The organism is Tateyamaria sp. LSS28 (assembly GCF_059611725.1).
Genome location: NZ_JCAPFI010000008.1, coordinates 69838 through 95279, shown reverse-complemented (window position 1 = coordinate 95279; position 25442 = coordinate 69838). Strand labels below are relative to the sequence as shown.

Genomic DNA, 25442 nt, shown 5'->3' with positions numbered 1-25442 from the left:
TCCGCTCGCATATTTGCTTTTGGCACATGTGGTAGCGGATGCAGGCGCTGTTGAAAAGCATCCATTGCTGCTCTGGACCTTTGCGGCTGCTGCGCCTAGGTCACAAAGGCACAGGCATGATGTGGGGATACCGGATGGCAACGGCCAGCTTTGAAGAGATCGTGGAAGATTTTGAGTTTCTCGAGGATTGGGAAGACCGTTATCGTTATGTGATCGAGCAGGGCAAGGCGATGGACCCTTTGCCCGCTGCGCTCAAGGTGCCTGCAACCAAGGTTGACGGCTGTGCCAGCCAGGTCTGGCTGCATCCGCAGATCGAAAACGGGATATTCCGATTTGACGGCGAAAGCGATGCAATGATCGTGAAGGGGCTGATTGCAGTGCTGCGCAGGCTATACAACGGCTTGCCGGTGGCCGAGGTGCGGGCCGTGGATGCGCGGGCAGAAATGGCGCGGCTGGGGCTGAACGACCACCTGTCGGCGCAACGCTCAAATGGGCTTCGGGCCATGATCGCGCGGATCCAGTTGGTGGCCGCGGCTGCGTGATCCCAAGACCGCCAGAGGCGGCACCATGATTTAGGGGGCTCTGCCCCCGCCTGCGCCGCCCCGGTCGTATTTCCTGTCAGAAGAAGGTGCTGTTAAAGCCGCTTCAGAGTGGTTTGCAGGTCACCATAGCCTGTAAAGCGACGTTCAAAGGTCAGTCCCAGTGTGTGTGCCGCGGCGCGCGCCTTCTCGGTAAGGCTCGGATCATTGGTCTGGGCCTGGTAAACGAGCTTTTCATAATTGCCGAAATACATGTCCCGCAGTTCGGGATGGCGGTCGAGCCCCATGGGTTTGATTACGAAGGCTTCGAACTGGCGGACGAGGAAATCAGTCAGGTAGAAGGTGGTGATTTCACTTTCACTTTGCGCTGCAAATCTTTCATTTCCCTCGAAAAAACTGTAGCAGTGTGGGCCCGAGATCATCTCTACACCCATCTCGGCACAGGCGGCTTGCAGCAGGCCGCCCGTCCCGCAATCCGCATAGACCACAAAGATGGTTTCATAGGCGTCACGGTGCCTGGTGACCGCGTCACGCACCGCCTCCGTGATTTTGTCAGGGAACAAGTGGTACTTGGCGGGCAGGCAGGTCAGATCCATGTGATCCCAGCCGTTTGTGCGTTTGAGATCCAGTATCTCGCGGGCGAGCGCACCGCAGGCAATCAGCAAGATACGTCCCGCGCCCATGGCGGGCAGGCCGGAGTCAGTCAATTGGGCGTCTGTCAGCGCCATTTGATCGAACACCCCATGCTGGGCGTCTGGTCTTGGGGACCCTGTCCGGTTTCGGCCACCTGCCGCATGGCGTTTAGCAACTCGGGCACGCGATCTTTGGCGTCACCCATATGTGGGTCGTCTAGCCGCCCCCGGTATTGCAGCTGTCCATCGCGGTTGAAGCCGAAGAAATCGGGTGTGCAGACAGTGCCATAGGCGCGCGCAACGGACTGATCCGCGTCGATGAGATAGGGAAAGTCAAACCTGTGTTTTTCCGCAAAACCGGGCATCTTGTCCGGGGCATCAGCGGGGTAGGCGGCATAGTCATTGGCGTTGATGGCAACCACGCCGATACCCAGTGTTTTCAGGGCCTTCGCATCCGCCGCCAGTCGGTCCGCAATCGCGATGACATAGGGGCAATGATTGCAGATGAACGCCACAAGCACGCCGTTCTGACCCATTTGGTCTGACAGGTTATGCACGGCGCCATGCGCGTCCGCGAGGCTGAACTGAGGCGCTGGCGCACCAAAGTCGCAGATCGGTGTATCAAGCAGCATGTCGTCCTCCGGTTGGGCCGGGGCGACAGGACAGTTAGCCTGCCGCCATCTGGTTATGCTTGCGGGCCACGAATTCCTTGGCCGTTTCGACCGCCACGGCCGCGTCGCGGCAATAGGCGTCGGCGCCGATGGCCTTGCCGAACTCTTCATTCAGGGGGGCGCCACCGACCAGAACGATATAGTCATCCCGAATGCCCTGTTCGACCATCGTGTCGATCACGACCTTCATGTAAGGCATGGTTGTGGTCAGCAGCGCCGACATGCCCAGAATATCCGGACCTTCCTGTTCGATCGCTTCCAGATAGTTTTCGACCGGGTTGTTGATGCCCAGATCAACAACCTCGAAACCTGCGCCTTCCATCATCATCGACACGAGGTTCTTGCCGATATCGTGGATGTCGCCCTTGACCGTTCCGATGACCATCTTGCCAACGCGCGGTGCGCCGGTTTCGGCGAGCAGCGGCTTGAGGATGAACATGCCGCCCTTCATCGCGTTTGCAGCCAGCAGCACTTCGGGCACGAACAGAATGCCGTCGCGGAAATCATGTCCCACAATCGTCATACCCCCGACCAAAGCCTTGGTCAGGATGTCGTAAGGCACCCAGCCGCGTTCGAGCAGGATGTTGACCGCTTCCTCGATCTCTTCCTTGAGACCATCGTAGAGGTCGTCGAACATCTGCTGGACAAGCTCTTCGTCATCAAGTTCGGACAGGATGATTTCGTCTTCGTCTGACATGGGCATTCCTCTTGAGTGGGTGCCGGACCCGGTGCCTGGTTTTTTCGAGTTATCGTTCAGAATGTCGCAGGTGGACTGTCTGAATTGCGACATGGGCCGCTTCGCGTGCGACGCTGAGTGTCACTTTTGTGTGCTGTTGTATGCCGATGCGGCGTCTCGTGATGCGTTCATTCTGGAAAATGTTCCTGTTGTGTTCTAGTGTGGGCGTATGAAACCCGATCTGCAAACTCACACCGCCAAGGCCCGCGGCGCCGTGTCCAACGCAGTCAGCCGGTATGACAAGGTCAGCCGTCACGCCGAGGCGGATGGATGGGAAATGGTGGAGGACCTGCCGACCCTGAGGACGGAGGTCAGCATCGAACACCCGCGCAGCTTGATCAGCTACAACCGGTCTCCCGATCTGCCGTTTGACCGGTCGATCAATCCTTACCGTGGGTGCGAACACGGATGTGTCTACTGTTTTGCCCGGCCCACCCACGCCTATCTGGGCCTGTCTCCGGGCCTGGATTTCGAAACGCGGCTTGTGGCGCGGCCTGATGCGCCAGACGTGCTGCGCGCCGAACTGGCCCGCAAAAGTTACAAGGTGGCAACGCTCGCCATTGGCACCAACACGGACCCGTACCAGCCTATCGATCGCACGCACGAGATCATGCGCCGTTGCCTTGAGGTGCTGGAAGCTTGCGATCATCCCGTCGCCATCGTGACCAAGGGCACGCTGATCGAACGCGACATCGACATCCTTGCGCGTATGGCGGCCAAGGGATTGGCGCGGGTTGGCTTGTCTGTCACCACCCTCGATCCCGAACTGTCCCGCGCGATGGAGCCGCGCGCGCCCACGCCCAAGCGACGGCTCGCAACGATGCGCAGATTGACAGGGGCGGGCATTCCCGTCCGCATCATGGCCTCGCCCATGGTGCCCGCACTCACCGATCCCGAGCTTGAGGCGATCCTTGGCGCGGGCGCGGCGGCCGGGGCGGGCAGCGCCAGCTGGATCATGCTGCGCCTGCCGCAAGAGGTGTCGCCGCTTTGGCAGGAGTGGCTTGCCGCGCATTATCCCGACCGCGCACACCGCATCATGTCGCGCCTGCGCGAAATGCACGGGGGCAAGGATTATGATGCCCGCTGGGGGCACCGGATGCGGGGCGAAGGACCCTATGCCGAGATTGTCGCACATCGGTTCAAAGTGGCCGTCAAGCGTCTGGGGTTGAAGGAAAATCTGGCACCGATGCGCACCGACCTGTTTCGGCCGCCGCGCGCACCCAGCGCCCAGCTGAGCCTGTTCTAGGCCGCACGCCGTCCACGGCGCTTGCGGGTCGGGCGGTTGTCATCATCACCGGTGCCATCGCTGGCGGAAGAAAATGCACCCAGCGCTTCAACAATTGCATCCAGCGACGGGGCCGCCTGCACGGCGCGCGTGTCCAACGCCTCGCGCATCTTCTCCAGATGGGCCGGGGTCGTGCCACAGCAACCGCCAATAATGGTCGCACCACAATTACGCGCCATGGCGGCATAGTCCCCCATCAACTCCGGCGTGCCATCATAGTGAATATGTCCGTCGTGGTATTTCGGAATGCCGGCATTGCCCTTGGCGATGATGGGCAGCGTCGTACCGGTGGCGGCAAAGCCCAGCACCGTGCGCAGCAGATCTGAGGCGCCCGTGCCGCAATTGGCACCAAAAGCCACGGGCGGGAAATCCAGCCCGGCCACCAGGGTCGCCATATCTGTACTTGTCACACCCATCATCGTGCGGCCCGCGGTGTCAAAGCTCATTGTACCGACCCAAGGCAACTCCGCCCGGGCAAATCCTTCTGCGGCAGCCGTGTATTCTTCGGGGGCCGAAATGGTCTCCAACCAACCGATATCTGCGCCGCCCGCCTTCAATCCGGCGGCGGTTTCGTGAAACATCTCGACCGCGTCTGCGTGGGTCAGGCTGCCGACAGGTTCCATGATATCGCCAGTCGGACCAACCGAGCCTGCAACGATCACCTTGCGTCCGGCGGCATCCGCGACCTCGCGACCAAGTTCGGCGGCGATCTTGCTCAGTTCGAAGGCACGGTGGCCGGCGTCATGCAGCTTGAGCCGCGATGCGTTGGCGCCAAAGGAGTTGGTTAGAAACACGTCGCTTCCCGCGTCAACGGCCCCTTTGTACAGCGCCTTGATCTTCTGGGGTTCCTCCTCGTTCCACAACTCGGGGGCGTCACCTGACATCAGGCCCATGGCAAACAGATTGGTGCCCGTGGCACCATCGGCCAACAAAGTGCCTTTTTCGGCCAGAAGAGTGGTCAGAGCATCCGACATGGGGAAACCTTTCGCGCGAAGAGCTTCGATCACATGTCATGCCGCCGAACGTGAGGCCAGTTCATAATTCTCATCTTCATGATGAGCTGCGTTTGCATTTGCTTCTAGCATGTGGTTCGGCAGCGGATCAGGGGCGTGCACGGTACGGGCGATATCAGCCAAGCCCAGCACCAGGCCAGCCCAGGTTGGAGCGGCGGCATATCGGGGGACCCAGCGCGGGGCAAATGCGGATTTGAATTGGCGCAACCCCGTGCCTCCGGCGTGACGGACAGCCACCTGAGCCGCCCAACGCCACATTGGGCTTGTCGGGTCTGGGCAGGCAGTGACCGATGCAAGGCTGACGCGCGTGCACCCCATGGCCTTTGCATCCATCAGGGCCTGATGAACAAGGGCATGCATCGTACCATCGGGTGCGTCTGTGCCTTGACGCATGATGTCCAGGCACCAGTCCGATGGGCCATGATGAAATGTGGCGAACCCTACGAGTTTGTTACCTGAATATGCGCTGACAACCCGTTGCTGCGAAATATAATTCGGGCAATACCGTCCCATACTTCCGCCGCGCGCAGATCCGCATTGGGCTTGCCACTCTGCATCGACATTTGCTGCTGATTGCGGTGGCAAAGGGGCATCCGACCGCAAGGTGATCCCGGCCTTTTGCGCAGCCCGCAGCTTGCGGCGCAATCTTCGGCGTAGGGGGGTGTCGATATCGTAGTGCACCAAATCGATAATGGCATCATCGGCAATGTGCAGCACGGCCCAACCGCCACTACGCGCCAATTGGGCCAACCGCTGCCCGGATTTATAAAGCAACGGAATGCGCCCATGTGCCCGCGCGGTACCGCACAACCACGTCAATACAGAGGTGTCAGCGCGGCCCTCCGGGTCCGTAAACAGAGTGCGGGTTTGCGATGTGGGCCAGATCGGTGTGCTGCTGCCGGATGTTGCCGGATCGACCTGACCACCGTTCTGGCGCAGGGCCTGCGCTTCGCTGCGTGGCAATGCTTGCCACGGCTGCACAGCTTGGTGCCACTTGGTCACGGCGGGCAGGGGCCGCAACATGGCGAGGATGGCCAGACAGGCCGGGGCGGCATAATAGACGATGCGAAACGCAAGGATAGCTGCCAGAACACCCGCCTCGACCCCGGCACCGGCGGGCAACGCCGACACGAGGATCAATTCGAAGGGACCGACGCCGCCGGGTGTGTTCGACATCAGTCCACAGCCAAGGGCGACCATGAACAGCGGCAACAGCACCTCAAAGGCCATTGTGCCGGAGGGCAGCAGCACCCAAAGCGCCGCCGCTGCGAGGGCCATGTCGACTAGCGCCCAGATCAGGATCGAACCGGCGATGCGCAGGCTGGGCAGTGGAATCGTTTGGCGCCCAATGCGCAAGGTCGGGCACCAGAATAGCAATGCGGCACAGGCGGGCAGCAGGGCAATGGCGCCGACAGACAAGGGGATCGTCCATGCGGGGGCTGGCAAAACGGCGCTGACCAGCCCTGTCACGCCGGCCCAGGCCACGACGAAGGTTAGTGACACCAGCGTGGACAGTTTCAACGCCTGCGTTACACTCATCCCAGGCAGCATGCGCCACCGCGCCAGAGCACCCGACACCAAGCCAAAACCGACCGTTTGACCAATGGCGATTCCGACAGCCCCGGTGATCCGTGCCTGGCCTTCGGGTACACCGGTGCCAAGAGTCCGATGTGCCTGCACGTCATATTGGGCGACGGCGAAAAAGCTTCCAAGGGTCAGAACAGCGGCCAGGCCCCATTGTAAGATCGAGATGTCGGCCAGCTGTTGTGGCAGACTGGCCACCACGTCCATCGGGATTTGGCGCGCCAGAAGCATGACACATGCCACAAGGATCATCATCGGCATGCCGACCCGAAGGGCGGTGCGCACCACCGCCAATGCCTGAATTCTGTGCATGTACCGACCCTTTCCCGCAGTCCCCAATCAAGGGCTAGCGGGCAAGAGTGTGCCATTTCTTAACGGAGGTGAGGCAACTGGTGACAATGCAAATTAAAAAGCGCGCACCGGTAAAGGCGCGCGCTTCGTATCACATCAATTTTAAGCTTCAAGCCAATGATACTACTCTAGTTCACTCATCAACTGAGCTTTCGCCTCTGCCATCAGTTCAGCCATCTTGGCGCGGATTGTAGCCTCATCCGCCTTCGTACCAAGATCACCCGCCACTTTGCGATAGACGTCCTCGTGGCCTGCTTCTTCGAAGTCGGATTTCACAACTTCCCGCGCATACTCTTCGGCGGCATCGCCGGTCTTGCCCATCAGATCGGCGGCCCACAGGCCCAGCAGCTTGTTGCGGCGGGCGTCCGCCTTGAACTGCATTTCCGCGTCATGGGCGAATTTGTTTTCAAAAGCGCTTTCGCGCTCGTCAAAGGTGCTCATTTGTCACCCCCCTTTCTGGCGTGTCTTTGTTCCAGATATGCAGGCCAGGGCACGCCGCGCAACCCCATTGCTTGCGGCATTTGGGTCGATTGCTTATGAGGTGCCCATCGGCAGGGAGACTCATCACCCCTGCACACGCGAAAGGACGCCCATGGCGCGACGCAAAAAGATTTACGAAGGCAAGGCCAAGGTTTTGTACGAAGGCCCCGAGCCCGGCACTATTGTTCAGTATTTCAAGGATGATGCCACCGCCTTCAACGCCCAGAAGAAAGACGTGATCGAAGGCAAAGGCGTGTTGAACAATCGCCTGAGCGAATTCTTCATGACCGGACTCGGCCAGATCGGCGTGCCAACGCACTTCCTTAAGCGTCTGAACATGCGTGAGCAGTTGGTTCGCGCCTGCGAGATCGTGCCGCTCGAAGTGATCGTGCGTAACTATGCGGCGGGCACCATGAGCGAACGGCTTGGGATCGAGGAGGGCACGCAGTTGCCGCGCCCGATCGTCGAATACTGTTACAAGGATGACAAGCTGGGCGACCCGCTGGTGACCGAAGAGCATATCGCCGCATTTGGATGGGCCAGCCAACAGGACATGGACGACATCCTGTCCCTTGCCTTGCGGGTCAACGACTTCCTGAGCGGTGTCATGTTGGCGGTCGGTATCCGCCTTGTCGATTTCAAGATCGAGATTGGCCGCGTCTATGACGGGGATTTCATGCGCCTGATCGTTGCGGACGAGATCAGCCCGGACAGCTGCCGCTTGTGGGACATTGAGACAGGCCGGAAGTTGGACAAAGACGTGTTTCGTCGTGATCTGGGCAACTTGGCCGACGCTTATACCGAGGTGGCCCGCCGTCTGGGTGTGATGCCAAAGAACGCGGCGCCTATTTCTAAACCGACGCTTATCAACTGAAAGAGACGAACATGAAAGCGACCGTGCATGTGATGTTGAAGAACGGTGTTCTGGACCCACAAGGCGAAGCAGTGCGTCACGCACTTGGTGCATTGGGCTTTGATGGGGTGAACGGGGTGCGCCAGGGCAAGGTGATTGAACTCGACCTGGCGGATGGTACCAATGAAGCAGACGTGACGGCCATGTGCGAGAAGCTGTTGGCTAATACGGTGATCGAAAGCTATCGGGTGGAGATGAGCTGAGCCACCCGCGGCATTATAAACCGATTTAGTACATTAGCTCGCTGGCCAAGCTTTATTGGAATCATTTCCTCAGTAGCTGTCAAAACCTGAATACAAAGGAGCGCATAACGTGAAAGCTGCCGTTGTTGTTTTCCCCGGATCGAACTGTGATCGAGATCTCGCCGTGGCCTTTCGCAATGCGGGTGCGGATGTCGAAATGGTTTGGCACAAAGACACCGAGCTTCCTGCTGGCGTTGACATGGTGGGTGTCCCGGGCGGTTTTTCCTTTGGTGACTACTTGCGGTGTGGTGCCATCGCGGCCAATTCACCGATCTGCAAAGCCGTTAAGGCGCATGCAGAGCAGGGCGGATATGTGTTTGGCGTATGTAATGGTTTTCAGGTCCTGACCGAGACCGGAATCCTGCCGGGTGCGCTGCTGCGCAATGCCGGGCTCAAGTACATCTGCAAAACGGTTGGCCTTAAAGTCGAGACGTCGCAATCGGCCTTTACCGAAGGCTACAATGCTGGCGATGTAATCGACATTCCCATTGCGCATCATGACGGTAACTACTTTGCAGACGACAGCACGTTGAATGCACTTGAGGGCGATGATCGCATTGCGTTCCGCTATACCGACAACCCGAACGGATCGCGCCATGACATTGCGGGTATTCTGTCTGAGAACCGCCGCGTCCTTGGCATGATGCCCCATCCGGAGCGGGCGGCGGACTCAGGCCATGGTGGGACCGATGGACAGGCGCTCTTTCGCGCAGTGGTGGGGCAATTGACGTCCGCGTGACTTGAGCCGGAACCATCGACGCCGTAGGTTCCTCTTTATGCCAGCTGCTGATCGACCCCCTGCGCCCCGCACATCCGCCACAAGTTGGCGTGTTCGAGCTGCGCTTGTCCTTTTGACCGTTGCAGCGGTCACAACAGTCTTTTTTACAAACCGGCTACTGACAGATCGGTTTACCGAAACCACGCGAAACAGGGCAGAGCTCAGGCTCGCACTGTACTCTGGTAACCTGCTAAGCGAACTGCGTCAGAGTCAGATTGTTCCACAGCTTCTGGCGCGCGACCCAACTCTGATTGGGGCGCTGAACAGTCAAGATTATCAGCAATCTACGCAACGCCTGATTTCCTTTGTAGAAGAGATTGGCGCGGCCAATCTCTATCTGCTGGACCGTGACGGGCGGACCGTCGCGGCAACGGACCGCAATCGCCTCGGCTCCAATCACAGAACAGAGCCTTTTTTCATTAACGCGCTGCGGGCCAGCGGCACTATTTTTACGCTCACCGAACGCGAGGCGGGTGGATTTGACTTTACATATTCTCGCCGCGTGACGGCGGGGGGCGATGTTCTGGGCGTGATCGCCGTTGAGGTGGATTTACAGAAGTTTGAACGAGCTTGGGCTGGCATATCGGCCGCTGTATTGGTCACCGACAGTGCTGGTCAGATCATCTTGAGTACTGAACCGCGGTGGCGTGGACGCACGGAAGAGGATGCACTGGCACGCCAAACTCCACAGAGTGCGATCGAGCGTGCCATTCGCGCTACGGCAGATTGGACCGCGCTGCCGCCCGATGCCTACTTGCAGGGCGAAGGCGTGATGCGGCTTGAGGCACGCATTCCGTTTCGTGGCTGGCGAATGACGTCTTTTACCACCTATGCTAGTGTTCGTGAGCGCGTAAACGGAGTTCTCGCGCTTGAGATTATGGGATTCGCCATTCTTCTAGCGCTCGCATTTTATGCAATGAGCCGCAGGTCAGCTTTGCGGCTAGCGTTGTTCGCTCGGGAGTCGGCAGAGCTTCGCCACCTGAATGTGCAGTTGCAGCGAGAAATCGCCGAGCGAAAACGGGTTCAGGAAGACCTCGCGCAGGCCGAACAAACCCTTGAGCAGTCGTCGAAACTCGCGGCATTGGGTGAGATGTCGGCAGCGGTCAGTCACGAGTTGAACCAGCCGCTGGCAGCAATGAAAACCTATCTGGCCGGTGCACGTCTGCTGCTGCGCAGAAACCGCCCGGATGAGGCGTTGGTCGGTTTTGGTCGCATCGATGATCTGATTGAGCGGATGGGCGCGATCACCCGCCAGCTCAAATCCTATGCACGCAAAGGTCAGGATGCGCTAAGCCCTGTAAATATGGGCGATGCGCTGGCGTCCAGCCTGTCGATGATGGAGCCGCAGCTGCGGCAGCGCCGGGTTCTGATTAACCGCGTTGTTCCCCCGGAACCGATAGAAGTTCTTGGCGACCGGATGCGGATCGAACAGGTGATGGTGAACCTATTGCGAAATGCCATAGACGCCACCAAGTCGGAACGGGAGCCACAGGTTGATATTATCCTGTCGGCGGGTGAGACGGCGACACTGACCGTGCGCGACAACGGACCGGGTATCGAAGATTTGGACAGCCTGTTCGAACCATTCTACACCACCAAGCAGCCGGGCGATGGCGTAGGGTTGGGCCTTGCTATCTCTTCCGGCATTGTAAACGATTTAGGCGGACGGTTGGTTGCACGCAACGGACAAGCGGGCGGTGCCGTCTTTGAAATGCAGCTTCCGATTCTCGATGACGAGGGTTCGGGGGGTGAAGACAACAAGATCAGAGCGGCGGAGTAAGCCACAATGACACAAGCCATGAAAATTGCCATCGTCGATGACGAGCAGGACATGCGCCAATCCATCAGCCAATGGCTGGCCTTGTCAGGCTACGACACCGAAACCTTTGCGAGCGCCGAAGATGCTCTCAAGGTGCTGGGGCCGGAATATCCTGGCATCGTGATTTCAGACATCAAAATGCCCGGAATGGACGGGATGCAATTTCTGAAGAAGTTGATGGGCAATGACAGTGCGTTGCCGGTCATCATGATTACAGGCCACGGCGATGTGCCCATGGCCGTTGAAGCGATGCGGGTGGGTGCGTTCGATTTCCTCGAAAAGCCCTTTAACCCTGATCGCATGAGTGAGCTTGCAAAGCGCGCTACCGGCGCCCGCCGTCTCACTATGGATAACCGTGCGCTGCGTCGCGAGTTGAGCGATGGCGGCCAGTTGATGAAAAAGCTGATCGGCCAGTCGCCTGTGATGGAGCGTCTGCGCGAGGATATTCTGGATCTGGGGCAGGCCGACGGTCACGTGCTGATTGACGGCGAAACTGGCACAGGCAAGACGCTGGTCGCCCATGCACTGCATGCCGTTGGCAGCCGCGCCGGCAAGAAATTCGTATTGGTCAGCTGCTCGGCTTGGGAAGAGGAGGCGCTGGCCAAGCGTCTGTTCGGTCCCATGTTGCCGGAGGACAGTGCCTTGCCCGCGATCGAGGAGGCACGCGGCGGGACCCTTGTTCTTGAGGATATCGAAGCCCTGAGTGAGGCGCTTCAGGCCCGACTGTTGTCGATCATCAACGAGCAGGGCACCCCGGCAGAGACCCGTATCGTGGGCATTTGCAACATGCAGGAAGCCGGCCGGACCTGTGAGGACGCACTGCGCCCCGACCTTTATTACCGTCTGGCGGCCCTGAAGATCACTGTGCCCCCGCTGCGCCAGCGGGGCGAGGACATTCTGACCCTGTTCACCCGGCTGAGCGATCAGTTTGCGGATGAATATGGCTGTGAGGCACCCAAGGTGTCGGCGCAGGAGGCGGCTCAGCTGTTGCAGGCCCCGTGGCCGGGTAATGTGCGCCAGTTGATCAATATTGCCGAGCGCGCCGTCTTGCAGGCCCGTCGCGGCACCGGATCCATTGCATCCTTGTTGATGAACGATCACGAGGAAATGCAGCCTGTGATGACCACAGAAGGCAAGCCTTTGAAAGAATATGTCGAGGCTTTCGAACGCATGCTGATCGACAATACGATGCGTCGTCACAAGGGGTCCATCGCCAGCGTCATGGAAGAGTTGTGCCTGCCGCGTCGGACTCTGAACGAGAAGATGGCCAAATACGGTTTGCAGCGTTCTGACTATCTCTGATCACCTTACGTGACAGCCTGTTGAAACAAGTGACCGCCGGGAAACCCGGCGGTCATTTTGTTTCGTATGCGGGCGTGGCATGAGTGCGGCATTGGTGTTGGGAGATTGCAGTGATGATGCCGGATGCTTTCCTTTTTGACATGGATGGGCTGATTTTGGACAGCGAGCGGGTCTACGGCGCGGTGGCAAGGGATATTCTGGTGCCACATGGGTTCGCCGCTCAGGCCGTTGATGCGCATTTTCTAACGTTGGTCGGGGTTTCGGGCGACGCTGCGCGGCAGCGGCTGGAATCGTTTCTAGGCCCGGAATTCGATTTGGCCGGGTTTAATGTGGCCTGGCATGCTGAGGTGTCCCGCCGGGTGGCGCAGACCGTGCCCTTGCGTCCGACGGTGCGTGACAGCCTCGAGCGGTTGGCCGGGCAGGGGGCCAGGATGGCCGTTGTAACCTCGACCAATGGTGACACTGCACGCCAGCATCTGGATAAAGCCGGGCTTTTGCGACATTTCGAGGCGGTCGTAGGCGGCAACGAGGTACCAGCACGCAAGCCGGATCCGGCCCCGTATCTCCAGGCGGCGACAGCCCTTGCCGTGGACCCCACACGCTGTGCGGCTTTCGAGGACAGCGACAGCGGGATTACAGCGGCTGTGCGCGCCGGTTGCATCGCTGTACAGGTGCCGGACTTGCGTCCTGCCGACACGCCCTTACCCTCGCTTGGCCAACGGGTTGCGCCCGATTTGTGGGCGGCTATCGAAGAAGTCGGCGGATTTGGAATTCATCTCTAGCCTGGTCAGGGCACTCTGATGTTGATCCGCGAAGCATACTTGTCTGTCCCCGCCACCAGTGAGACGGTGCCGACGTGAGCAGGGGGTCATTGGTGGGGTCATGCGACGATGAAGATTGTCAGTCTGAATGCCTGGGGTGGGCAGGTCTGGGATGCACTTGCACCGTGGATTGCCAGCCTCGATGTCGATGTTTTGTGCCTGCAGGAGGTCACACGCGCCCCGGTGCAAAGCCCTGAATGGTTACGTTATGTCGATCCCTACCGCGATCTTGCACAACGGTCGGACTTGTTCGGTGACATTTCTGCGCTGCTTCCGGACCACCAGTCCTTTTTCGCGGCGGCGACGCGCGGTGTTTTAATGGATGACAAAGGCGTTGCCGTCCCCTCTGAGCATGGCTTGGGCTTGTGGGTTCGGCGGAACTTGGCGGTTACACAATTCGCGCAGGGTTTTGTCCATGGCACGTTTCGCCCAGATGGCTGGGGCGCAGAACCCGTGCCACGCGCGATGCAGGTGGTACGGGTGCAGGACCCCGGCACAGGTCAGTCGCTTTGCGTTGGCCATTTCCATGGATTGCGAGACCCGTCGGGCAAAGGCGACACGGCGGCCCGTACACGGCAGACCGAACGCGCGATAGCTCTCTTTCGCTCGCTCTGGCAGCAAGACATCCCGGCGGTACTCGCGGGGGATTTCAACCTCTTACCGGACAGTGCCAGTTTTGCGCAATTTGCACAGAACGGCCTGCATGACTTGATTGCCCATCACCGCATCATGGATACCCGCACGACGCTTTATACAAAGAGCCAACGCTTTGCCGACTACATGTTGGTGTCCAATGACTTAATGGCCAAAAGCGCCTTTGATGTGCCGGATCAACCCGAAGTATCGGACCACCGCCCATTGATCTTGGTAACCTGAACGAGTGCTGGTTTTTGCCCGGATCGGTTGGTGTCAACTGCGAGACACGCGCGTCATCTAGAGAGGTTGCGCGCACTTTTTCGTACCGGGAGGGAATGGGAAGATGCGTCATTTGCCGGTTCGGGCGATTGCCCATTGTCATTTACCCCACCTTACTCTTATCTAAAGAGACGAAGCAAATGCGCCTGTGGTGCGTCGCTTCGTTTGAGTTTCGCTGTTGGACGGAACGGACAGGACACCCTGCCGCAGTTCACAGACCGATTGGGCCAGCAATGGCCACGAATTGCTGACGCGGACCAAGGTCTGGCGCAGCTTATGAACGGACACGATGCAACGAAGCACCGTGTCGGAGAAGAACCGCGATGACGCGCGTGAGGACAGTACAGTTCCCGGCAGAAGGCCCCTCCGGCCTGATCTGCAGCGCGTCCATATTCGCTCAGACAAGACACGCCCCCAACACGCTTGCGCCGCCAGGCGCCAGACGATTGCGGGCGCGCAATGGAATTTCATGCCAAAGAAAATGCTTATCGATGCCACCCACGCGGAAGAAACCCGCGTTGTGGTGGTCGACGGAAACAAGGTCGAGGAGTTCGACTTTGAATCCGAAAACAAACGCCAGCTTGCTGGCAACATCTATCTCGCAAAGGTAACACGGGTCGAACCGTCGCTTCAGGCGGCGTTTGTGGACTATGGCGGCAATCGCCATGGGTTCCTTGCGTTCTCGGAAATCCACCCGGATTACTACCAGATCCCAGTCGCTGACCGCGAGGCGTTGATGGAGGAAGAGCGCGCCTATGCCGAGGCGTTGAAGGCGCGCGATGACGAAGAGGATAAACCCAAGCCGACGCGAAAGCGGTCGTCGCGGTCGAAGTCCAAAGCGTCAAAAGCCGCTGATACGGACGCCAAGGTATCGACCGAGATTGAGGGAATGGAGACCATCGACCTCGATACAGGCGCTGATGCTGAAACGGATGTAGCCGTTCCAGAGGGAGAGGCCTCTTCCCCAATGGAAACGGTCAAGGATACGCCTGTTGATACGCCGGAAGCGGGCGAAGAGATTTCCGAGGCTGATGATACCGGAGAGAAGGTTGAACCAGCAGCGGAGGATGAAACCTCTGCATCTGAAACCTCGGCAGCCGATGAAGCTGAAAAAGCTGTAGATACGGATGAGGCTGATGAAGCAGAGCACGATGCTCCGACTGCCGATGCCGTTGAGGACGATGACGTCAAAGCGAAGGGGGCGGATGCAACATCCAAGGATGACAGCATCGAATCTGTCGCGGATGAGGACGACAGCGAAGACATTCGTCCGCCGCGCAAACCCAGGCCGCGCCGCTACAAGATTCAGGAAGTCATCAAGGTTCGTCAGATCCTGCTGGTGCAGGTGGTCAAGGAAGAACGCGGCAACAAGGGTGCTGCCCTGACCACCTACCTTTCGCTGGCTGGACGCTATTGTGTCCTGATGCCCAATACCGCCCGTGGCGGTGGTATTTCCCGCAAGATCACCAATGCTGCCGACCGCAAGAAGCTCAAGGAAATCGCAAACGAGATCGAGGTGCCGCAGGGTGCCGGTCTGATCGTTCGGACAGCAGGGGCCAAGCGCACCAAGGCCGAGATCAAACGTGACTATGAGTACCTGCAACGCTTGTGGGAGCAGATCCGCGAGCTGACGCTCAAGTCCATCGCGCCCGCGAAAATCTATGAAGAGGGCGACCTGATCAAACGATCGATCCGCGATTTGTACAATCGCGAGATTGACGAGGTGTTTGTCGAGGGCGAGCGCGGCTATCGCATCGCCAAGGACTTCATGAAAATGATCATGCCGTCCCACGCCAAGAACGTGAAGCAGTACCAGGACAGCCTGCCGCTGTTCGCCCGCTACCAGGTCGAGACCTATCTGGGTGGCATGTTCAATCCGACCGTTCAGCTGAAGTCGGGCGGCTACATCGTGATCGGCGTGACCGAAGCTTTGGTGGCCATTGATGTGAACTCCGGCCGGGCGACCAAGGAAGGGTCGATCGAGGAAACCGCGCTCAAAACCAATCTGGAGGCTGCTGACGAGGTGGCGCGCCAGTTGCGTCTCCGTGACCTTGCCGGTCTGATCGTCATCGACTTCATCGACATGGACGAGCGTAAGAACAACTCCGCCGTTGAAAAGCGTATGAAGGATCGCCTGAAGACCGACCGCGCCCGCATTCAGGTGGGTCGGATTTCCGGCTTTGGCCTGATGGAGATGAGCCGTCAGCGTCTGCGCCCCGGCATGATCGAGGCAACGACGCAACCCTGTCAGGCGTGTCATGGCACGGGCCTTATCCGGTCGGATGATAATCTGGCCCTGTCCATTCTGCGCCAGATTGAGGAGGAAGGGACGCGCCGCCGCTCACGCGAGGTGTTGATCAATGCGCCTGTTGGCATCGCAAATTTCCTGATGAACCAGAAGCGCGAGCATATCGCGCAGATTGAGGGCCGCTATGGTCTTTCTGTCCGGATTGAAGGTGACCCGCATCTCGTGAGCCCCGACTTCTCGCTCGAGAAATTCAAGACCGCAACTCGCGTTGTGAACGCGGTTGAGGCGCCCGTGGTGTCCGTCGATACATCGATCATGGACCAGATAGACGAGGACGAAGATGCCTTGTCGGAGGTTGTTCCAGAGACATCCACAGGCGAGGACGGTGAACCAAAGCCCAAACGTCGTCGTCGTCGGCGTCGCAGCCGGAGCCGCAGCAAGTCGTCCGGCACAGAGACGGTGGCTGATCAGGTAGAAGGTGAAACATCAGAGGCCAATGAAGCGGCGTCTGACGAAGCGGCACCACTTTCCGACGAAGCACCAACTGCCGAGGAGCCGAAGCAAGACGAGGCCACGGAGCAGGCGGAAAAACCGGTGAAGAAGACCACGCGAAGCCGGTCGTCTCGGTCTCGTCCGTCCACCAAGGCCAAAGCGGACGCCGCAAAGGCTGCGGCAACAGAGGCGGAGAGCGCTGAAACTGAACCGGCTGAGGTGAAACCTGAGGTCGAAGCACCTGAGGTGCCAGTTGAAGAGGCGACAGAAGCACCCAAGAAAACCTCGACGCGCTCTACACGGTCGCGCAGCACGAAGTCCAAGACGGTGAAAGCCGATGATGCGTCTGCGTCTGAACCGGTGTCGAAACCAGTGCAGGCAGAAGAAGTTAAGGTGCCAGAAGCCGTGACCGAAGCACCAGCATCTGTTCCGGACGACCCACCCAAGCCGAAAAAGCGCGGCTGGTGGTCGCTGGGTAAGTAAAGAAAAAGGGCGTGCCTAAGGCGCGCCCTTATCCTTTGCGGATCGTGTAACGCTGGATCGGACCGCTGGTGTCTGCTGAGACAAGTATGTGACCCGCTTCAGTGCAGAAATGGGGCACGTCCACCACGGCCGCAGGATCATCAGCGGCGATGATCAGCAAGTCACCGGAGGAAAGCTTTTGCAGGCGCTTGCGTGCCTTGAGCACGGGCAAGGGGCATAGTAGCCCGACCGCATCTAGTTCGTGTGCGTCATTCATAAAAGCCGAAATAGGCGCGATGTTACATCCTGTCCACAGACATGTGACCGTGTCGCAGGTGACGTGCGGGGTAAGGACGGTTAGGTGGGTGATATGTTCGGAATCGATATCATCGACGCAAGCCTGATCCCTGCCATGAGCGTTGCGCTTCTGGCAGGCATCATCAGCTTTCTCAGCCCCTGTGTGCTGCCCATTGTGCCGCCGTATCTGGCATACATGTCGGGCATGACTGTCGGAGAGATGTCAGAAGGCCAGTCAGGCCGCAGCCGTGCCACTGTCACCGCTTTGTTCTTTGTGCTTGGCCTATCGACTGTCTTCATCATTCTCGGCTTTGCCGCGTCAGCCTTTGGCGCGTTCTTTTTGCAGAACCAGATACTCTTCGCCCAGATATCCGGTGCCGTGATCATGGTCTTTGGCCTGCATTTTCTGGGTGTGTTCCGCATTCCATTCCTTGACCGTGAGGCGCGGATGGATGCGGGAGATCAGGGTGGGTCGTCGTTTGGTGCGTATATCCTTGGATTGGCTTTCGCATTCGGCTGGACACCGTGTATCGGTCCGCAATTGGGTGCCATTCTGACCCTTGCAGCATCTGAAGCCTCGGTCACACGCGGTACATTCTTGCTTGGCATATACGCGGCCGGCCTGGGTATTCCGTTCCTGTTGGCCGCAATGTTCATGAGCCGGGCGATGGGCTTCATGAACAGGATCAAGCGACACATGGCCTTGATCGAAAAGGTTATGGGCGGACTGCTGTTGCTGGTCGGTGCTGCGATGCTGTTTGGACTGTTCACCCGGTTTTCGTTCTGGTTGCTCGAGCAGTTCCCGGCACTCGCCACATTGGGCTAAGCAGTCACAGCCTTACTTTGGCCGTAGAAGCGCGCTAGGTTGCACCAAAAGGTGCATGAATGAGCAGGCCGCATCCAAAATCCGTCTCGCGTCGCCGGGTGTTCTACATTCCGGGATATGATCCGATTCATCCCCGCCGCTACCGCGAACTCTATCGCAAGGAAGGGGCGGCACAGGCGGATATCTCGGGCTACCAGATTGCACTGCGTCCGGCACCCAAATCTGAACATTATGGCTGGCAGGTCGATGCTGAGATGGATGGCAGCAATGTGCATGCGGATATTGAGGTTCTGGTCTGGTCCGACATTGTGCGTGGCTCAATGGAGGCTTCGATACCCGGCACATATTTGCAATTGATGCGTACGGCGTGGACCTACATTGCCTCCGGCGCGTTGCGCCGCTTGATGCGACTGCGGAAAGGGCCCGTGATTGCCGCCTTGTACCCCGTTGGCATGTTGCTGGGACAAGCCTTGCTGGCTTTCGCTCTCTGGTATGCCCTGTGGCGCGCTGGCGCGGTATTTGGCTCCGTTGGCTCATGGGGGGGGCTGCTTCTTGGCGCCGCGGCTTGCATCACTCTATTGCGTTGGTTCAAGTCCAAGGATGGCAAGATTTTTGCCTACTACCTCATGCATGACTATGCCTATTCCGCTGCATCCAAAGGGGCGAACCCACCCGCATTGGAAGAACGCATGCGCGACTTCCGGAGCAGTATAGCGGCGGCCTTGTCAGAAGACGTCGACGAAGTGCTGATCGTTGGTCATTCATCCGGTGCCCATCTGGCCGTTTCGATCCTGGCAGACCTGATCCGGGCGGGGCAGGTGCCCGCCAATGGACCTGCACTGGCATTCCTGTCCTTAGGGCAGGTGGTGCCCATGGTTTCCTTCTTGCCGGACGCACACCGCCTGCGTGCCGATCTTCAATTTCTGTCGGTGCAGGACGCATTGACATGGGTCGATGTGACAGCCCCGGGCGACGGATGCGCCTTTGCGCTGTGTGATCCCGTATCGGTCTCGGGTGTTGCACCCAAGAACAAGCGCTGGCCGCTGGTGTTCTCTGCCGCCTTCACCCAAAGCCTAAGTCCGGCGCGCTGGAAAGAATTGCGCTGGCGTTTCTTCCGGCTGCATTTTCAATATCTCTGTGCCTTCGACCGGCCCAAGGATTATGATTATTTCCGGATCACGGCGGGGCCGCTGACATTGGCGGATCGATACGCAGATCGCCCACCTTCAAAGTCGCGCATAGACCACGCAGTGTCCAAGTACACGTCAGTCGCTGCATGATCCCACCCAAGCCCCCCAGCCGCCCGGACCGTGTGTCGCTGTGGCGCTACATGCAGCTCTTTCGACAGGACATCCTATCGGCCCAGCCTGCACGTCTGTACCGCGCGTGGATGGCCGAGTTTCGGACGCCGTTTTTTCGCAGTTACCTGATGAACCAACCGGAGTTGGTGAAAACGGTCCTTAAGGACCGGCCGGAGGACTTTCCAAAGTCTGACCGTGTAAGTGAGGGCCTGCGCCCTTTACTTGGGAATTCAGTGTTTCTGACCAATGGAGAGACATGGAAACGACAGCGGCGCATTATTGATCCGGCGTTTGAAGGCGGGCGCCTGCGCGAGACGTTCCCGGCCATGTGGGATGCTTCGGAGGCCGCCGCCAGTCGTATGTCCGAGGGCGTGATTGAGATCGAAGAACAGACCAGTCATGCGGCGGCTGATGTCATCTTCCGCACGCTCTTCTCCATTCCGATCGAGGACGCGTTGGCCAGCGCAGTGTTTCACGAGTTCCGCGCTTATCAGCGCAGCCAGCCAATTCTGAACCTTGCCGCCTTTGTCCCATTGCCGCGTTGGATGCCACGGCTGTTTCGCCGCGACACAAGAGCCAGCGCGGCGCGTATTCGGGCGTTGATTGCCAAGTTGGTTATTCAGCGAGCACAAGAGATTGCCGACGGCACCGCGCCTGATGATCTGGCGACCAAGATCATGACGACACATGATCCCGAAACAGGCGAGACCTTTTCCCCCGAAGAAATGGTGGACCAGGTTGCGATCTTTTTCTTGGCGGGTCACGAAACCAGTGCATCCGCGCTGGCATGGGCGCTGTATCTGATGGCTCTTTACCCGGAGTGGCAAGAAAAAGTGGCTGCAGAGGCGACGGCTCTGGCAGACTGCGATTTCGCCGTGATGTCAAAACTGCCGGTGACCCGAGACGTGTTCCGCGAGACGCTTCGCTTGTATCCACCTGTCCCGATGATGGTGCGCGAGGCGGCTTGTCCTGAAAAGTTCCGGGATCGTGAGGTGCCGCAGGGCAGTCAGCTGGTGCTGAGTCCGTGGCATTTGCACCGTCACGAGCGGTTGTGGGAGCGCCCAGACGAGTTTGACCCAGGTCGATGGCAAACCGAAAACGGCAAGACATGTGGGCGTGATGCCTACATTCCATTTTCTGCTGGCGCACGGGTTTGTACGGGCGCCGGATTTGCCATGGTCGAAGGTCCGCTGATTCTGGCGCGGTTGCTGCGCGATGTTACGGTATCATGCGTGGAGGGACGGGCGCCCGTACCTGTGGCACACCTGACCGTTCGTGCAAAAGACGGAATCTGGCTTCATATCGGCAAAAGATAGCGCAAACAGGGGCTTGGCGGGATTTCTTGCACGGCGTTAATGCGTTAGGTCTGGGGCAATTGAAGTCATGACTTTGGAGCACGGTATGACCGACTTTGCCAAGATGCAGGACCAGATGGAAAACGGAAGCGGCTTTATCGCTGCCTTGGACCAGTCTGGCGGGTCCACGCCAAAGGCGCTTGCGCTGTATGGGGTGGATGCTTCGGACTATGGGTCCGAAGACGAAATGTTTGGCGAGATCCAGAAAATGCGGGAACGCATCATCCTGAGCCCGGATTTCACAAGCGCCAAGGTCATTGGCGCAATCCTGTTCGAAAAAACACTGCACGAACAGATCGAAGGGCAGGCGGTGCCATCGTACCTATGGGACAAGCGTGGCGTGGTGCCATTTCTGAAGATCGACAAGGGGCTGCAGGACGAGGCCGACGGTGTTCAATTGCTCAAGCCCATTCCGGGGCTGGCGGACACGCTGACGGCGGCCAAGGCGATGGGCATCTACGGCACCAAGGAACGGTCCGTGATCCACGGGGCCAATGTGGATGGGATCAAGGCGATAGTCGCAAACCAGTTCGACGTCGCGCATGAGGTTATTTCCGCTGGTATGGTCCCGATCATCGAGCCGGAGGTGAACATTCATTCCAAGACCAAGGCCGAGGCCGAAGCGATGCTGGCTGATGCCCTGATGGCACAGACGGAGGCGTTGGGCGACGGCCAGGACATCATGCTGAAGCTGACCTTACCCGAGCAACCCGGTATCTATGATGCGTTGGCGGATCATCCGCGTGTACAGCGGGTCGTGGCGCTGTCTGGTGGATATTCGACGCAGGATGCCAGTGTGCGGCTTGCCCAGAACCACAAAATGATCGCGAGCTTTAGCCGCGCCCTGACGGAAGGGTTGCAGCGCGACATGACTGATGACGGGTTCCACGCCGCGCTTGGCGGAAACATCAATCAGATTTTCGAAGCATCCATCGCTTAGTTTGATCAACGACTAAACATTTCGAACCCGTTCTCTTTTGAGGAGGGCGGGTTTACACGTTGTTTGACTGTATGGCGTTGCAATGCTGGACGCAGCAGCAAGCCGATCTGTTGTGATGGTCCGTGCTTAGCGATCCATCCACCGTTTGAGCACATAGACCCGAATGGCTGACGCCAGTCCGACATCGGTGCCGCGATTTGCATCAATTTCGGCTGCCAAGTCATTGATTGGGCGCCGATCTTCTTCAGCAATCATGCGGAAGGCGTTCCAGAACTCGGGTTCCAATGACACGCTGGTGCGATGGCCCTTGAGGGTGAGGGAGTGCTTCTGTGGCCGGGTGCTCACTGCTCTGCCCAGAACCGCCGTGACGGGTCGAGTTCGGCAATACGCTCATATGTGTTCAGCAGACGCGCCAAAGATCCCTGGTTGGCACGAATGTAACGGCGCGCGCGGCGCAGGGCGCGGATACGGTCGCGCACGGCTGTGTCATCGGTCTGTGTCATGAAACACCTATAACTCTCAACGCCGCTAACTTGACTAAGATTTATGGCTTTTTGTCGTTCCCATTCGCACCATACGGGGACGTTTCGGCGGCTTTGCCGTCCAATTCTCGCGCAGACCGGGAGTTTTCCCGCTTTGCGCGATCCTTTTCCGCTTTGGTCAGCCCAAATGTGACCGCATTGGCGTCGGCGCGCGCCTTCTTCTCAGCGCGCGCATGGGTCTTGCGAACCTTGTTTAGGTTGATCGGTGTGCTCACTTGGGGCCGATCATGTTTTCGGGGCGCACCACCTCGTTGAACCGTTCTTCGGTGACAAAGCCAAGTTTCACGGCTTCTTCTATCAGCGTTGTGCCGTTCTTGTGTGCGGTCTTGGCAACCTTCGTTGCGTTGTCATAGCCGATCTCGGGCGCCAGCGCGGTGACCAGCATCAGCGACTCGCGCATCAGCTTGTCAATGCGCACTTCGTCCGCCTGCAGCCCATCCACCAGATTGTCCGTGAAGGCGGAACAGGCGTCTCCAAGCAACTGCATGGATTGCAGCACATTATAGGCCATCATCGGCTTGTAGACGTTCAGTTCGAAATGTCCCTGCGACCCGGCAAAACCTACTGCTGCGTCATTGCCCATGACGTGTGCGCAAACCTGAGTCAGTGCCTCGCACTGGGTCGGGTTCACCTTACCCGGCATTATGGACGAGCCGGGCTCGTTCTCGGGCAGAACCAACTCCCCCAGACCGCAGCGGGGGCCGGAGCCAAGCAGCCGAATGTCATTGGCGATCTTGAAGAGCGAGGCTGCAACCGTCTTCAGTGCGCCGGACATTTCGACCATGGCATCATGGGCTGCCAGCGCCTCGAACTTGTTGGGGGCGGTGACAAAGGGCAGGCCGGTGATGTCGGCCATGTGGCCCGCGACCGCCTCGGCCCAGCCGACCTTGGTGTTCAGGCCAGTTCCAACGGCTGTGCCGCCTTGCGCCAATTCGTAGATGCGGCCCAGCGCGTCTTTGACCCGCTGAATGCCCATGGCGACCTGATGGCTGTAGCCCGAGAATTCCTGGCTAAGCGTAAGCGGGGTTGCGTCCTGCGTATGGGTTCGACCGATCTTGATGATCCCATCGAACTGCGTGATTTTTGCTTCAAGGGCCGTGTGCAGTTTCTCAAGACCCGGCAAAAGCACGTCGCGCGCTGTCATGGCGGTCGAAATGTGCATGGCCGTCGGAAATGTGTCGTTCGACGATTGGCCCATATTGCAGTGATCGTTGGGGTGCACCGGGTCCTTTGAGCCGATTACACCACCCAGAATTTCGATAGCACGGTTCGCGATCACCTCGTTGGCATTCATGTTCGATTGCGTGCCAGACCCGGTCTGCCAGACCACCAGCGGAAAGTTGTCATCCAGCTTGCCCGCAACGACTTCGCCCGCCGCCTCGATGATTGCATCGGCCAGCTTTGCGTCAAGCGTGCCCTGCGCCTTGTTCTGCATGGCGCAGGCCTTCTTGATCACACCAAGTGCACGCACCAAGGCCACAGGCTGCTTTTCCCAACCGATCGGGAAGTTCATGATGGAGCGTTGCGTTTGCGCACCCCAATACTTGTCGGCTGGAACCTCCAGCGGACCAAAGCTGTCGGATTCAGTGCGGGTGTCGGCCATGGGGCGGCTCCTTTTACGCGTGTCGTCGTGATGTCATGCATCTACCGGCCAAGGGCAGCGCAGACAAGGACTGGTGCGCTGGATCATGGATGATGTCATCACACATTGGCGAACCGAGGGTGCATCCGTGTGCGAGCGTTCCTATATCTGGGGAAACAGGAGGAAAAAGGACCACCTCATGAATGTCTCACGCGCACTTGTTGGCGGCTCGACGCGGCCCTTTTTTGCTGCCCTCTTTGCACTAGGCTTTACCATGCTCGCACTTGGGGCACCTGTACGGGCGGATATTGCACCGTTTGTCGGTGAATACTCGGGCAGTGCCGATGTTATTCAAGCGGACGGAACAAAGATTCCCCGCGATATGAGCGTAAAGATCAATACGACGAAATACGGGTTCACTGTCACGTGGACATCGGTCACGCGTAGAGCATCCGGTAAGCAGTCAGAAAAATCATATTCCATCGATTTTGTGCCAAGCGGTCGAGGCGAAGTCTATGCAGCGGCTCAAAGAAAGAACGTTTTTGGTCATGAAGTGCAACTCGACCCGATGAAAGGCGAACCCTATGTTTGGGCGCGCATCGATGCAGAGACGCTGACGGTCTATTCCCTGTTCGTGAGCACCGATGGTGGTTACAGCCTGCAGCAATATGACCGCACATTGACTGAAGGCGGATTGGACTTGAACTTCCAGAACATCCAGGACGGGGAAATCCTGCGTGCAGTGGAAACATTCCTGACCCGGGACTGATTGCCGGGTTACTTCCTGAAACTGTCGAGAGACACGATGTCGGCATCTTTGCCCTCATCGTCAGCCTTCGCTTTGTCTTCAAGCGCTGGTTTGGGGGCAGCGGGTGCGCGGCTTGGTAAGATTTCCGGCGGTGTCGCTGGCGCGGTTTCGTCTTCGTCCTCGCCTTGGGTCTCAAAGCGGAGCCCAAATTCGACCGACGGATCTACAAAGGTCTTGATCGCATCGTAGGGTATGTACAGGGGTTCCGGGGCATCGCCGAAGTTCAGTGTCACGGCAAAGCCCTCGGCCCCGACATCAAGTTTGTCATACCAGTGCTGCATCACCACCGTCATTTCGCCCGGGTAGCGATCACTCAGCCAGTCGGCCAGCTCGGCGTCTGGGTGGCTTGTGTCGAAGGTAATGAAGAAATGATGTGTGCCGGGTAGCCCGTTCTGGGCAACATCCGTCAACACCTTCCGGATAAGGCCGCGCATGGCCTCGTGCATCAGGTTGCCGTAATCAATGCTCCGGCTCATGGTGATCCTCGTGCTGCGTGTATCAACCATAT

Annotated in this window: 27 protein-coding genes; 15 read left to right on the top strand and 12 right to left on the bottom strand. The window is 58.7% G+C overall.

Going from position 1 to position 25442, the window contains the following annotated elements:
* Positions 1-134: 134 nt before the first annotated feature.
* Complete coding sequence (locus AC53L6_RS21375; protein ID WP_299703717.1) at positions 135-542, top strand: SufE family protein; 408 nt, start codon at positions 135-137, stop codon at positions 540-542.
* A 92-nt stretch (positions 543-634) separates the two neighbouring features.
* Here the strand turns inward: AC53L6_RS21375 and AC53L6_RS21370 are convergent, their stop codons facing one another.
* Genes AC53L6_RS21370 through AC53L6_RS21360 form a run of 3 tightly spaced genes read right to left on the bottom strand, consistent with a single transcriptional unit; the run spans position 635 to position 2539 of the window.
* Complete coding sequence (locus AC53L6_RS21370) at positions 635-1267, bottom strand: DUF1638 domain-containing protein (protein WP_299702521.1); 633 nt, start codon at positions 1265-1267, stop codon at positions 635-637.
* Positions 1258-1803: a thioredoxin family protein gene (locus tag AC53L6_RS21365; protein WP_496909303.1), complete on the bottom strand. Its 546-nt coding sequence runs from the start codon at positions 1801-1803 to the stop codon at positions 1258-1260. The genes AC53L6_RS21370 and AC53L6_RS21365 overlap by 10 nt, the downstream gene beginning before the upstream one ends.
* Before the next feature lie 34 nt (positions 1804-1837).
* On the bottom strand, positions 1838-2539 hold the full coding sequence (locus tag AC53L6_RS21360) for a corrinoid protein (protein ID WP_299206865.1): 702 nt from the start codon (positions 2537-2539) through the stop codon (positions 1838-1840).
* A gap of 208 nt (positions 2540-2747) precedes the next feature.
* On the opposite strand from AC53L6_RS21360, the gene AC53L6_RS21355 reads away from it, so the two are divergent.
* Positions 2748-3824, top strand: coding sequence for a PA0069 family radical SAM protein (locus AC53L6_RS21355; RefSeq protein WP_496909302.1), 1077 nt, complete (start codon positions 2748-2750; stop codon positions 3822-3824).
* Here the strand turns inward: AC53L6_RS21355 and bmt are convergent.
* The 3 genes from bmt to AC53L6_RS21340 all read right to left on the bottom strand — a co-directional run bounded on the left by bmt (position 3821) and on the right by AC53L6_RS21340 (position 7252).
* Positions 3821-4837 carry a betaine--homocysteine S-methyltransferase gene (bmt, locus tag AC53L6_RS21350; protein WP_299206862.1) on the bottom strand — a complete coding sequence of 339 codons (1017 nt, stop codon included), beginning with the start codon at positions 4835-4837 and terminating at the stop codon, positions 3821-3823. The two genes, AC53L6_RS21355 and bmt, sit on opposite strands and share 4 nt — an antisense overlap.
* 36 nt (positions 4838-4873) lie before the next feature.
* Positions 4874-6772, bottom strand: a complete 1899-nt coding sequence (locus tag AC53L6_RS21345) for a phosphatidylglycerol lysyltransferase domain-containing protein (RefSeq protein WP_496909301.1) — start codon at positions 6770-6772, stop codon at positions 4874-4876.
* Between the two features lie 162 nt (positions 6773-6934).
* Positions 6935-7252: a DUF1476 domain-containing protein gene (locus AC53L6_RS21340; protein WP_496909300.1), complete on the bottom strand. Its 318-nt coding sequence runs from the start codon at positions 7250-7252 to the stop codon at positions 6935-6937.
* 151 nt (positions 7253-7403) lie between these two features.
* On the opposite strand from AC53L6_RS21340, the gene purC reads away from it, so the two are divergent.
* The 8 genes from purC (at position 7404) to AC53L6_RS21300 (ending at position 17304) form a co-directional block, all read left to right on the top strand.
* Positions 7404-8165, top strand: coding sequence for a phosphoribosylaminoimidazolesuccinocarboxamide synthase (gene purC, locus AC53L6_RS21335; protein ID WP_299702504.1), 762 nt, complete (start codon positions 7404-7406; stop codon positions 8163-8165).
* Positions 8166-8176: 11 nt separating this feature from the next.
* The gene (purS, locus tag AC53L6_RS21330; protein WP_299206854.1) at positions 8177-8407 is read left to right on the top strand and encodes a phosphoribosylformylglycinamidine synthase subunit PurS; all 231 of its coding nucleotides are present in this window, start codon (positions 8177-8179) and stop codon (positions 8405-8407) included.
* Between the two features lie 109 nt (positions 8408-8516).
* Positions 8517-9185, top strand: a complete 669-nt coding sequence (gene purQ, locus AC53L6_RS21325; protein WP_299206852.1) for a phosphoribosylformylglycinamidine synthase subunit PurQ — start codon at positions 8517-8519, stop codon at positions 9183-9185.
* Positions 9186-9222: 37 nt separating this feature from the next.
* The gene (locus tag AC53L6_RS21320; RefSeq protein ID WP_299206850.1) at positions 9223-11004 is read left to right on the top strand and encodes a sensor histidine kinase; all 1782 of its coding nucleotides are present in this window, start codon (positions 9223-9225) and stop codon (positions 11002-11004) included.
* A gap of 6 nt (positions 11005-11010) precedes the next feature.
* The gene (locus AC53L6_RS21315) at positions 11011-12345 is read left to right on the top strand and encodes a sigma-54-dependent transcriptional regulator (RefSeq protein WP_299206848.1); all 1335 of its coding nucleotides are present in this window, start codon (positions 11011-11013) and stop codon (positions 12343-12345) included.
* Between the two features lie 113 nt (positions 12346-12458).
* Positions 12459-13127: an HAD family hydrolase gene (locus tag AC53L6_RS21310; protein ID WP_366523099.1), complete on the top strand. Its 669-nt coding sequence runs from the start codon at positions 12459-12461 to the stop codon at positions 13125-13127.
* Positions 13128-13235: 108 nt separating this feature from the next.
* Positions 13236-14042, top strand: a complete 807-nt coding sequence (locus AC53L6_RS21305) for an endonuclease/exonuclease/phosphatase family protein (protein WP_472727895.1) — start codon at positions 13236-13238, stop codon at positions 14040-14042.
* 508 nt (positions 14043-14550) lie between these two features.
* Positions 14551-17304 carry an Rne/Rng family ribonuclease gene (locus AC53L6_RS21300; protein WP_496909299.1) on the top strand — a complete coding sequence of 918 codons (2754 nt, stop codon included), beginning with the start codon at positions 14551-14553 and terminating at the stop codon, positions 17302-17304.
* A 28-nt stretch (positions 17305-17332) separates the two neighbouring features.
* Here AC53L6_RS21300 and AC53L6_RS21295 read toward each other — a convergent pair whose 3' ends face one another.
* Positions 17333-17560, bottom strand: a complete 228-nt coding sequence (locus AC53L6_RS21295; RefSeq protein ID WP_496909298.1) for a sulfurtransferase TusA family protein — start codon at positions 17558-17560, stop codon at positions 17333-17335.
* Positions 17561-17653: 93 nt separating this feature from the next.
* Here AC53L6_RS21295 and AC53L6_RS21290 point away from each other — a divergent pair, with 93 nt between their 5' ends.
* From AC53L6_RS21290 to AC53L6_RS21275, 4 genes are all read left to right on the top strand, one after another.
* On the top strand, positions 17654-18406 hold the full coding sequence (locus AC53L6_RS21290) for a cytochrome c biogenesis CcdA family protein (RefSeq protein ID WP_299206840.1): 753 nt from the start codon (positions 17654-17656) through the stop codon (positions 18404-18406).
* 59 nt (positions 18407-18465) lie between these two features.
* A complete protein-coding gene (locus tag AC53L6_RS21285) occupies positions 18466-19686 on the top strand; it encodes a hypothetical protein (RefSeq protein WP_496909297.1) in 1221 nt (406 codons plus the stop codon).
* On the top strand, positions 19683-21023 hold the full coding sequence (locus AC53L6_RS21280; RefSeq protein ID WP_496909296.1) for a cytochrome P450: 1341 nt from the start codon (positions 19683-19685) through the stop codon (positions 21021-21023). Before AC53L6_RS21285 ends, AC53L6_RS21280 begins: the two co-directional genes overlap by 4 nt.
* An 85-nt stretch (positions 21024-21108) precedes the next feature.
* Positions 21109-22002 (top strand): fructose bisphosphate aldolase, encoded by an 894-nt coding sequence (locus AC53L6_RS21275; protein ID WP_496909295.1) that lies wholly within the window; start codon positions 21109-21111, stop codon positions 22000-22002.
* Between the two features lie 126 nt (positions 22003-22128).
* Here AC53L6_RS21275 and AC53L6_RS21270 read toward each other — a convergent pair whose 3' ends face one another.
* From AC53L6_RS21270 to fumC, 4 genes are read right to left on the bottom strand one after another with little or no spacing between them, the layout of a single operon-like run.
* The gene (locus AC53L6_RS21270) at positions 22129-22347 is read right to left on the bottom strand and encodes a ribbon-helix-helix domain-containing protein (RefSeq protein ID WP_299748966.1); all 219 of its coding nucleotides are present in this window, start codon (positions 22345-22347) and stop codon (positions 22129-22131) included.
* On the bottom strand, positions 22344-22505 hold the full coding sequence (locus AC53L6_RS21265) for a hypothetical protein (protein WP_496909294.1): 162 nt from the start codon (positions 22503-22505) through the stop codon (positions 22344-22346). The genes AC53L6_RS21270 and AC53L6_RS21265 overlap by 4 nt, the downstream gene beginning before the upstream one ends.
* 41 nt (positions 22506-22546) lie before the next feature.
* Positions 22547-22759 (bottom strand): DUF4169 family protein, encoded by a 213-nt coding sequence (locus tag AC53L6_RS21260; RefSeq protein WP_496909293.1) that lies wholly within the window; start codon positions 22757-22759, stop codon positions 22547-22549.
* Positions 22756-24147 carry a class II fumarate hydratase gene (fumC, locus tag AC53L6_RS21255; protein WP_496909292.1) on the bottom strand — a complete coding sequence of 464 codons (1392 nt, stop codon included), beginning with the start codon at positions 24145-24147 and terminating at the stop codon, positions 22756-22758. Before fumC ends, AC53L6_RS21260 begins: the two co-directional genes overlap by 4 nt.
* 178 nt (positions 24148-24325) lie before the next feature.
* Here fumC and AC53L6_RS21250 point away from each other — a divergent pair, with 178 nt between their 5' ends.
* Complete coding sequence (locus AC53L6_RS21250) at positions 24326-24895, top strand: hypothetical protein (protein ID WP_496909291.1); 570 nt, start codon at positions 24326-24328, stop codon at positions 24893-24895.
* 8 nt (positions 24896-24903) lie between these two features.
* Here AC53L6_RS21250 and AC53L6_RS21245 read toward each other — a convergent pair whose 3' ends face one another.
* The gene (locus tag AC53L6_RS21245) at positions 24904-25410 is read right to left on the bottom strand and encodes an SspB family protein (protein WP_299206823.1); all 507 of its coding nucleotides are present in this window, start codon (positions 25408-25410) and stop codon (positions 24904-24906) included.
* Positions 25411-25442: the final 32 nt, after the last annotated feature.

Bases quoted from the DNA above. Each gene is read 5' to 3' on its own strand.
- AC53L6_RS21375 (WP_299703717.1), top strand. From the start codon at position 135: ATGGCAACGGCCAGCTTTGAAGAGATCGTGGAAGATTTTGAGTTTCTC.
- AC53L6_RS21370 (WP_299702521.1), bottom strand. From the start codon at position 1,267: ATGGCGCTGACAGACGCCCAATTGACTGACTCCGGCCTGCCCGCCATG.
- AC53L6_RS21365 (WP_496909303.1), bottom strand. From the start codon at position 1,803: ATGCTGCTTGATACACCGATCTGCGACTTTGGTGCGCCAGCGCCTCAG.
- AC53L6_RS21360 (WP_299206865.1), bottom strand. From the start codon at position 2,539: ATGTCAGACGAAGACGAAATCATCCTGTCCGAACTTGATGACGAAGAG.
- AC53L6_RS21355 (WP_496909302.1), top strand. From the start codon at position 2,748: ATGAAACCCGATCTGCAAACTCACACCGCCAAGGCCCGCGGCGCCGTG.
- bmt (WP_299206862.1), bottom strand. From the start codon at position 4,837: ATGTCGGATGCTCTGACCACTCTTCTGGCCGAAAAAGGCACTTTGTTG.
- AC53L6_RS21345 (WP_496909301.1), bottom strand. From the start codon at position 6,772: ATGCACAGAATTCAGGCATTGGCGGTGGTGCGCACCGCCCTTCGGGTC.
- AC53L6_RS21340 (WP_496909300.1), bottom strand. From the start codon at position 7,252: ATGAGCACCTTTGACGAGCGCGAAAGCGCTTTTGAAAACAAATTCGCC.
- purC (WP_299702504.1), top strand. From the start codon at position 7,404: ATGGCGCGACGCAAAAAGATTTACGAAGGCAAGGCCAAGGTTTTGTAC.
- purS (WP_299206854.1), top strand. From the start codon at position 8,177: ATGAAAGCGACCGTGCATGTGATGTTGAAGAACGGTGTTCTGGACCCA.
- AC53L6_RS21320 (WP_299206850.1), top strand. From the start codon at position 9,223: ATGCCAGCTGCTGATCGACCCCCTGCGCCCCGCACATCCGCCACAAGT.
- AC53L6_RS21315 (WP_299206848.1), top strand. From the start codon at position 11,011: ATGACACAAGCCATGAAAATTGCCATCGTCGATGACGAGCAGGACATG.
- AC53L6_RS21310 (WP_366523099.1), top strand. From the start codon at position 12,459: ATGATGCCGGATGCTTTCCTTTTTGACATGGATGGGCTGATTTTGGAC.
- AC53L6_RS21305 (WP_472727895.1), top strand. From the start codon at position 13,236: ATGAAGATTGTCAGTCTGAATGCCTGGGGTGGGCAGGTCTGGGATGCA.
- AC53L6_RS21300 (WP_496909299.1), top strand. From the start codon at position 14,551: ATGCCAAAGAAAATGCTTATCGATGCCACCCACGCGGAAGAAACCCGC.
- AC53L6_RS21295 (WP_496909298.1), bottom strand. From the start codon at position 17,560: ATGAATGACGCACACGAACTAGATGCGGTCGGGCTACTATGCCCCTTG.
- AC53L6_RS21290 (WP_299206840.1), top strand. From the start codon at position 17,654: ATGTTCGGAATCGATATCATCGACGCAAGCCTGATCCCTGCCATGAGC.
- AC53L6_RS21285 (WP_496909297.1), top strand. From the start codon at position 18,466: ATGAGCAGGCCGCATCCAAAATCCGTCTCGCGTCGCCGGGTGTTCTAC.
- AC53L6_RS21280 (WP_496909296.1), top strand. From the start codon at position 19,683: ATGATCCCACCCAAGCCCCCCAGCCGCCCGGACCGTGTGTCGCTGTGG.
- AC53L6_RS21275 (WP_496909295.1), top strand. From the start codon at position 21,109: ATGACCGACTTTGCCAAGATGCAGGACCAGATGGAAAACGGAAGCGGC.
- AC53L6_RS21265 (WP_496909294.1), bottom strand. From the start codon at position 22,505: ATGACACAGACCGATGACACAGCCGTGCGCGACCGTATCCGCGCCCTG.
- fumC (WP_496909292.1), bottom strand. From the start codon at position 24,147: ATGGCCGACACCCGCACTGAATCCGACAGCTTTGGTCCGCTGGAGGTT.
- AC53L6_RS21250 (WP_496909291.1), top strand. From the start codon at position 24,326: ATGAATGTCTCACGCGCACTTGTTGGCGGCTCGACGCGGCCCTTTTTT.
- AC53L6_RS21245 (WP_299206823.1), bottom strand. From the start codon at position 25,410: ATGAGCCGGAGCATTGATTACGGCAACCTGATGCACGAGGCCATGCGC.